Source organism: Salinicola sp., from assembly GCF_982684285.1.
The window spans coordinates 1-8,379 of sequence record NZ_CEXLVS010000039.1 but is presented as its reverse complement, the minus strand read 5'-3'; the positions used below and the strand labels follow the sequence as shown (position 1 = coordinate 8,379).

3 protein-coding genes and 1 pseudogene are annotated in these 8,379 nt (G+C 70.4%); all 4 read right to left on the bottom strand.

The features are described 5' to 3' along the window. On the bottom strand, nt 1-796 hold a 796-nt coding region (locus tag AC3AYF_RS05400), incomplete at its 3' end, for a creatininase family protein (RefSeq protein ID WP_295038867.1). Beyond that, nucleotides 793-2,886: an exodeoxyribonuclease V subunit alpha gene (gene recD / locus AC3AYF_RS05395; RefSeq protein ID WP_487779486.1), complete on the bottom strand. Its 2,094-nt coding sequence runs from the start codon at nt 2,884-2,886 to the stop codon at nt 793-795. The genes recD and AC3AYF_RS05400, both read right to left, overlap by 4 nt. Then, nucleotides 2,883-6,959 carry an exodeoxyribonuclease V subunit beta gene (gene recB, locus AC3AYF_RS05390; RefSeq protein WP_487779485.1) on the bottom strand — a complete coding sequence of 1,359 codons (4,077 nt, stop codon included), beginning with the start codon at nt 6,957-6,959 and terminating at the stop codon, nt 2,883-2,885. The genes recD and recB overlap by 4 nt, the downstream gene beginning before the upstream one ends. Then, nucleotides 6,956-8,379 (bottom strand): annotated as a pseudogene (locus tag AC3AYF_RS05385) (hypothetical protein); the annotation flags it as partial. The pseudogene AC3AYF_RS05385 and the gene recB, both read right to left, overlap by 4 nt.

Genomic DNA, 8,379 nt, shown 5'->3' with positions numbered 1-8,379 from the left:
CCAGCAGCACCATCTCGAGCTCGGCGAGGCGATCGGATCGCTCCTCGAGCTGGTGGGTGAGCGTCTTGACGCGCTGCTCGAGGCCGGCGCGCACGGTCTCGGCGTCGGCCAGGGTCGCGTTGCCGGTCACCCCACTGGCGTGCAGATCCTGCGCCATCCAGGCGTAGCCGGCATCCCCCTCCGGGCCCAGGGTCGATCCGGCCTGCTCGCGGACTCGCCCCTCGGAGACCGCATCGGCCAGCCGGGCGACCCGAACCTTGTCCGGGGCGAGATGCAGCATCATCGACGTTTCCAGCGCGCCCCCGTGCAGGCCATGGCGCAGTTCCTCGGCGGGCAGCGTCTGCGCCGGCGGCGTGAAGCGAAAGTAGTTGGCCTTGACCACCAGCATGGCGTGCCTCGCCCGCAGCTTGAGCGCGGCCAGGTCGATGACCGCCTTGTTGCCGCCGTGGCTGTTGAACAGCACCAGACGCCGAATACCGGCGCGGCTCACCGCCTCGCCCAGCGCCTCGATGACCGCGATCGCCGTTTCCGGCAGCAGGCTCAACGTCCCCGTGAAATCGGCGTGTTCCAGACTCGAGCCCAGCGCCAGCGGCGGCAGCAGGATCACGTTCCGGTCCGGTGGGAGTCTTGCCGCTGCCACCTCGAGCAGGCCCAGTCCGATGTCCAGATCGGTGGAAAGCGGCAGATGCGCGCCGTGCTGCTCGATCGCCGCCAGCGGCAGCACGGCCACCGTCCCCGCGTCGACCAGTCCGGCCATTTCCGTCGTGGTCAGTTCCTGCCACTCGTGGACACTCATGTTTCACTCCCTGACGAATCCCTTGGCGCAGATGATCCTGGCAGACCCAGCAGCCGCTCCGCGATCGCGCTGTCCCTGACCACCTGCCGGGCGATGGCCTCGCGTAACGTCCGCTCGTCGTTGCCGCCCTGTGCCAGCGCCAATGTCAGCCGCGAGCGGGCTCGGGTGATGCCAGTGTAGATCAGCTCCCGGGTGACGATGGGATTGGCCCGCGCCGGCAGTGCGAACAGGACGTGATCGAACTCCGATCCCTGGGATTTGTGCACGGTCATCGCGAATGCCGTTGCCGCGGCATCGAGCCGCGACGGCAGTACCTGGCGGGTGCCGTCGCCCTGCGGGAAACAGACCCGCAGCCGGCCGGCGTCGTCGGCCAGGGTCAGCCCCAGGTCGCCGTTGTAGAGCCCCAGTTGGGGATCGTTGTGGGTCACCATCACCGGGCGGCCGGCGAACCAGCCATCGGTGCGCGAGATCCAGCCCTGCTGCCACAGCGCCCGGGCGATGCGATCGTTCAGCCCCTCGACGCCCCACGGCCCGCGTCGCAGGGCGCACAGCACCTGGAAGCGGGCCTGCAGCGCGAGAATCGATGCCACGTCCGCCCCGCCAAGCAGCGCCTCGAACAGCGGCCGATAGCCTGTCACCACGGCCCGCTCGAATGCCGCCGCGTCGATGTCCAGCGTCTCCACGTCCTGGAAACCCGATTTCAACAGCCGCGTGAAGTCGCGGCCGTCGCCGGCGTTGGCGGCCCTGGCGAGAGCCCCGATGCCGCTGTCCGCCCGGAAGCGGAAACTCCGGCGCAGCATCGCCACGTGATCGGCCAGCGGATTGGTCTCAGCGGCAACGGGCAACGGTTCGCCGGCAATCGACTGAAGATAGTCGCGAGTCGCCTCGGAGTATCCGGCGTCGCCGGCCCCCGCACACAGATCGCCCAGCACCGAGCCCGCCTCCACCGAGGCCAGTTGATCCTTGTCGCCGAGCAGGATCAGGCGCGCCTCCGCCGGCATGGCATCGAGCAGCGCCGCCATCATCTCGAGATCGACCATCGAGGCCTCGTCCACCACCAGCAGGGCGAGGCTCAGCGGCGCCCCGGCATGGTGACGGAAATGGCGCGTGGCCGGGCGCGCCCCCAGCAGCCGGTGGAGCGTCTGCGCCTCCTGGGGTATGGCGGCGCGCACGGCGTCGGAGACCTCCAGCCGGCCGACCGCTCCCGCGATCGACTCCGATAGCCTGGCGGCCGCCTTGCCCGTGGGCGCGGCCAGCCGTATCCGCAGCGGCTCGCTCTCGCCCGACAGCGACTGCTCCTGCAGCAACGCCAGCAGGCGAGTCACGGTGGTGGTCTTGCCGGTCCCCGGCCCGCCGGAGATGATCGTCAGCCGCTGCCGCAGCGCCAGGGCGCACGCCACCCGCTGCCAGTCAGGTTCGCCCTGCTCGCGCCGATTGCCGGCGAACAGAGCCTGCAGTCGCGTGGACAGCCCCTCGTCAACCGCCAGTGGCGGCCCCAGACGCTGGCGCAGTCGTGCCGCCACCCCGCTCTCGGCCTGCCAGTACCGGCGCAGGTAGACCCGGTCGCCGTCCACGACCAGCGGTGTGGCGAGCCCCTCGGCTGCCGTCGCCTCGGCAACGGTGGTGGACCCGATCAGCGCGGCGAACCATCGCGCCGGCGTGACCGGGTCGAGCAGGGATTCCGGCAGCACCACCGCCCCCGCCGACTCGCTCTCGCCCTCGTTCTCCAGGGGAGGCAGCGACAGCGCGGAGCGCGGGGCGTCCAGCACCCGGGAGAGCGACAGGCAGACATGGCCCCGGCCCACCTGGTGGCTGACCAGCGCCGCGGCAAGACCGACCAGCGGATCGGCAGCGGGATCGCGCTCGAGCAGAAAGAGCGCGAAGTGGCGGTCGAGCTGGCGCAGCCAGCCCAGCGCCACCCACAGCGACAGCGCCGCCAGCAGGGTGTCACGGCTGAGCGCACCGGCCTCGGCCGCAGTCGGCGACGTGGGGGCGTCGTCGCCATCCAGGGCCAGCGAGAACTGGTCCGCGCCCTGCGAGCCGGGGCTCGCACCCCGATTCGACTGCGTTGTCGACGGTCGGCGACTCATGTCGGGATCTCTGTGGGATGTCGCAGCAACGCGCCCGCCGGCCCGGCGTCACCCTCGAGCCACGCATCCAGCGCCTCGATCAACGCCCGCGACGGGCGCCGGTGGAACACCCCGGGGGCGACTTCGGACGCCATGCCAGACTCGAACGCGTCCTGGGCCACCATGGCAGACTCAGGCGCGTCTTCGGGCGCCTTGGCAAACTCAGGCGCGTCTTCGGGCGCCTTGGCAGACTCAGGTGCGGCTTTGGGCGCCTTGGCAGACTCAGGCGCGGCTTTGGGCGCCTTGGCAGACTCAGGCGCGTCTTTGGGCGCCTTGGCAGACTCAGGCGTGTCTTCGGGCGCCTTGGCAGACTCAGGCGCGTCTTCGGGCGCCATGGACAGCGGCGCCTCGGAAAGCCCCCGCAGGAAGACATAACAGGCGCCGCCCATGTGCCGGTCGTAATCGTAATCCTCCAGCCGCGACGCGAGCAGGCGGTGCAGCGCCAGCACGTAGAGCACGTACTGCAGGTCGTAGCGGTGATCCACCATCGCCGCGGCCAGACGCTCGCCCTGGTAGTCGGCCGGCGTATCGCCCAGGTGATTGGATTTCCAGTCGAGCACGTACCAGCGCCCCCCCGATTCGAAGACCAGATCGATATAGCCCTTGAGCATGCCGTTGAGCTTGCGCGGCGCCAGCCGGGGGCGTCGGCCGGGCAGCGTCTCGAGCCGTGAGACGAGACGGTCCAGCGGCTCGCTCCAGGCCGCCGATGCCGGCAGCCAGAATTCGAGCTCGGGGCGCCACGACCCGAGGCGATCGAGGCGCACCGGGTGGCCGTCGACGCGCATCAGTGGCGAGCGCAGCCCCTCGAGCAGCAGCGCCTGCAGTAGCGGCGCCCATTCGGCATCGAACCCGCTGGTCGCCAGGCGGCGGTCGATCTCCCGGCGCAGCGCCACGTCGTAGCCGGATTCGTCCAGGCGATCGAAGTCGAGTGTTTCCAACAAACCGTGCAGGAAGGTCCCCGGCCTCGGCCCCCGTGGAAAATCGAACAGCGAGCGGATACTGGGCCGCGGCACCGGATCTCGCTCGCGACTGACCTCGATGTCCAGCGTCGCCGGCAGGTCCTCGCTGGCCGCGATGGCATCCTCGCCGCCGCCATCGCCGGTGGCGTCCCACGCCTCGTCGTCCTCGCCCACCGTGCGACGGGCGTCCGCAACCAGCGAGGTGTAGGAGGCGATCCACCAGTCATCGTCGATCTCGCCGCCGAAGACCCGCGCCGGTTTGGTTTGCGGCGCAGTCACTGCCGTTCGCAGCCGGTGATCCGGCGCTTCGGGCAGCGGCTCGATCGCCAGCCAGCCGTCGCGCTGGCCCTGTCGCAGCCGATCCAGCAGCGCCGCGCCATCGTCCGCCTTCTCGCTGCCCAGCAGTCGTCCCAGCGCGGTCTCGTGCAGGCAGCCGCCCTGGCCCCGACCGCGACCGACATGGGCGACACCCAGTCGACAAGCGTAGGCGGCACGGGTCCGCGCGACGTAGAGCAGACGGACATCCTCGTCGAGTCGCGCCAGATCGGCCTCGCGCTGGTGATCGTCGTCGGGCGAGGCCACCAGCACGCTGCCTTCGTCGCCGGGAGGCCTCACCGCCAGCAGTCCGGTCCGGCGATCCGGCTCCGCCGGCCGATGCGAGCAGACGAACGGCAGCAACACGATGGGATACTCGAGTCCCTTGGACTTGTGCACGGTGACCACCCGGACCAGATCCTCGTCGCTCTCGAGACGCTGGCTGAGCGCCTGGCTGTCCAACGTCGCGACGCCCTCCTGCAGCGCCCGGTGCCACCAGCGCAGCAGCGCCTGTTCGCCGTCGAGCCGCTGCTGGGCGTTCTGGGCCAGTTCACCGAGATGGAGCAGATCGGTCAGCGCCCGCTCGCCGTCGACGCGCTGGGCCAGCCGTTCGGCGACGCGGAAATCCCGCATCACCTTGCGCAACATGGGCAGTACGCCGCGCCGTTGCCACTGGCGGTGGTAGTCGCCGAAGCGCTCCACCTCGCGCTCCCACGCCAACTCGTCGGCCAGCAGCGCTTCCAGGGTCCGCGGCGAGTCGTTGAGCAACTGGGTCGCCAGCGCCGCCTTGAGCCGAGCATCCTGGCGCGGCTGGGCCACCGCCTCCAACAGCTGCAGCAGCTCGAACGCCTGCGGCGTGTCGAACACGCTCGACTTCTCGCTGAGATAGACGCTACGGATCCCGCCGTCGGCGAGTGCCCGACGCACCTTGAGCGCTTCCGGCCCGTTGCGTACCAGGATGGCGATATCGGCCGGCTGCACCGCGCGCTCACCGGTGTCGCCGGCGAAGCGCCACTCGCCCTCCAGCAGCCGCTGGACCTCGGCGCGGGTGGCCGATGCCATCGCCGCCTGGTAATCGCCCTGGCTGTAGCGCTCGGTGTCCGGCCACCACACTCCCAGCGCGGACACCGGCCCACCGTCTTGATCGACCAGCCGTGTCGACTTGGGCTGGAAGCCGATCGCCACGAACGGTATCTCGTCGCTGCCGAACGGTTGCGGGTGACGCTGGAACAGCGCGTTGGTGGCCTCGACCATGGCCTGTGTCGAGCGGAAGTTGCGCATCAGCGTGAAGCGGCTCGGCGTTGCCCGGCGCGCACGCAGATAGGTGTGGATGTCGGCACCGCGAAAGGCGTAGATCGCCTGCTTGGGATCGCCGATCATCAGCAGCGCGGTGGCGGTGGGGTCGCTCTCCGGGGCCCGATAGACCTGCGAGAAGATCCGGTACTGGACCGGATCGGTATCCTGGAACTCGTCGATCAGCGCCACCGGCAGTTCCTGGCGGATACGCGCCGCCAGCCGCAGCGCGGCATCGCCGCCGTTCCGGCTCGGCGCCAGGGCGGCATCGAGATCGTTGAGCAGATCCGAGAACTCCCACAGCCCGCGGCGCCGCTTCTCCTCCGCGAACGCTTTCGCGATCCGGTCGCGGGCGTGCACCAGCACCTGGGTGGCGATGGCATCGAACGGTGTGCCGGCCTCGGCGAGCCGATCCAGCCAGCCGAAGAACGGATGCTCGGGCACCGCCGCATTCTTCTTCGTCGCGCCCGCCAGCTTCTCCTGGCTGAGCCAGAAACGGCCGCTGCTGTCGGTGACATCCTCCGCCTTGTCGAAACTGCCCTGCTCGAGCCAGCTCTGGAAGGCGGCGAGACGGGTTTCGAGCTCTTCTGCCTTGTAGCTGTTCTTCTTCAGCGCGTCGGCGTCGAACGCCGCCTGCAGCGTCCGGCGGATCGCCTCTCCATCCCAGCGCGCGTGCAGGGCGGACTCGATCTCCTGGCGTTTCTCCATTTCACGCTCGAAACCACCGAGCAGCGCCGCCAGCGGTGTGGGCGCAGTCACCGCCACGCCATCCACCCACAGCGGCTGTGGCTCGCCATCCTTCAGCAACGGCCGCAACGCGGTGGTCAGAGCCTCCGGCCCGCTCCAGCGCGAGCGGATCTGACGCTGCCAGCGCTCGTCGAGCGGATAGAATTCGCACCGCCAGTAATCCTCCACCGTCCGGGCCAGCAGCGTCTGTCCGTCCTGCAGCAGTTCGGCGGAGAACCGCGCCCCGGCGTCGAAGGCGTGGCGGGTCAGCATCCGCTGGCAGAAGCCGTGAATGGTGAAGATCGCCGCCTCGTCCATCAGTCGCGCGGCCTGGTCCAGCCGCTTGGCCCCGCCGCGGCACGCGGTCTCTCCGGCAGCCACCAGCGGTGCCAGCAGGGTCGCCAGCACCGGGTCGGCGCGCTCCCCGGGGCGGGCCAGCAGCCAGTCACGCGCCTGCTTGAGACGCGCGCGGATACGCCCGCGAAGCTCGGCGGTGGCGGCCTCGGTGAAGGTCACCACCAGAATCTCCGGCGGCGTCAACGGACGCGGAAAATCCACCGTCTCGCGCCCGGGTAGCGGCCCCAGCACCAGGCGAACGTAGAGTGCCGCCAGGGTGAAGGTCTTGCCGGTGCCGGCACTGGCCTCGATCAGATGCCGTCCGGTCAACGGCAGGCCGTCGAGCACCAGCGGGACGACCCCCTCGTCCATCGCGGCATCGGCACGGTCGCGGCTGTCGGTCATGAGTCGCCCCTCGGGAGATGAATGCGCTGCGACGCCTGGCGCATCGCCTCCAGCAGCGGCTGGTAGTGGCGGACGCTCGCGGCCACGCCACCGGCCGCCTCGAACGCCGCGAAGTCACGCCAGAGCTGGCCCAGGCCGCCCTCCCGCTGGACCAGCGCCGCGATCTGGTAGTTGCCGGCCTCGTAGTCCGCGGCGAGGCGCTCGTGCAGCGCCGGTTCGAGGGGCTCTCCCGCTGCCAGGGCTTGCAGCGTCTCGGCGCGACACTGGCCCCACAGCGTTCGAGCCAGCTCCCCCGACGCCGGCAGCGGCTTGCACCAGGCCCGCCACCAGCTTGCCAGCCATGCCGCCAGCCGTCGCCTCGCCTCGAGCCGTTCCAGCGGCGGGAAATCGAGACAGCGATCCTCGAAGATCGCCGTCCAGTGACACGACGCCTCGCCAGCTCCATTGAGCAGCAGCCAGCGCAGATAGCCGGCATGGAGTCGATGCGGCTTGCCGAGCTTCTTCCACGGGCCGTCGCCCTCGGGCTTGAAATGGCCGAAATGGCTGGTTTCCAGCGTCATCAGCCGCCAGCCTCCCTGCTCATCCACGAACAGCCCGTCGACACGTCCCTCCAGCGCCAGCGGCGGCGCGCCGTTGGCAGTCGCTGTCTCGAAACGCAGCAGCAGCGGTTCCCTTTCGCTGGCGGTCGCGGTCAATCGCCGCCAGGTTCCCAGTTGCGTCTCCAGGCGTTTCAGCGTCGGCTCGATGGTGGCCAGGCCGAAACCGGCAGCCGGCAGGCGCCCCGCCAGACGCAGCCGATCCGCCATCTGCGCCAGCGGCTCGCCGCGGCGCCCGGCGTCCAGCAGTTCGCGCTTGACGGTGTGGTCCTCGAGCGCATCGAGGACGAAAGGCTCGCTATCCTCGTCGGGAACTTCGGCCTCCTGGAAACGCACCCCCAGGCGGCCGAGGTAAACGCTCCAGGGGCGGCGCAGCAGCCGCTGCAGGTCGGCCAGCGCCAGCGCTTCGTCCGGCGGCGGGGGCGGGGCCGGCTCGGTGACCTCATGCCCGGTGTCCCGCTCGGCATCGTAGCGGGCGTCGTGCAACGGCGCCCAGCTGGCATCGAAGGTGTAGCGTGGATCGTCGGCCTGGAAGTAGCGTCGCGAAAACGGCTGCAGCGGGTGGGCCTCGATCAGCCGTGCGGCCAGCGCCGCCTCATCGTCCAGCGTCGGGCCATCGCCCGGATGGTCGGCCGGACGCCAACCCTGCTCGAGGGTATCGAGCAACTCGCCGATCAGCACCGAGGGCGGTCGCGGCGTGTTGTCGCGCTGGTCGAAGCCGACCCACGACAGCGTCAACCGTTCGCGGGCGGAGAGCAGCGCCTCGAGCAGCAGGTAGCGATCGTCGTCGCGCCGCGAGCGATCCCCCGGCCGCGGACGCTGCG

Bases quoted from the DNA above. Each gene is read 5' to 3' on its own strand.
- recD (WP_487779486.1), bottom strand. From the start codon at position 2,886: ATGAGTCGCCGACCGTCGACAACGCAGTCGAATCGGGGTGCGAGCCCC.
- recB (WP_487779485.1), bottom strand. From the start codon at position 6,959: ATGACCGACAGCCGCGACCGTGCCGATGCCGCGATGGACGAGGGGGTC.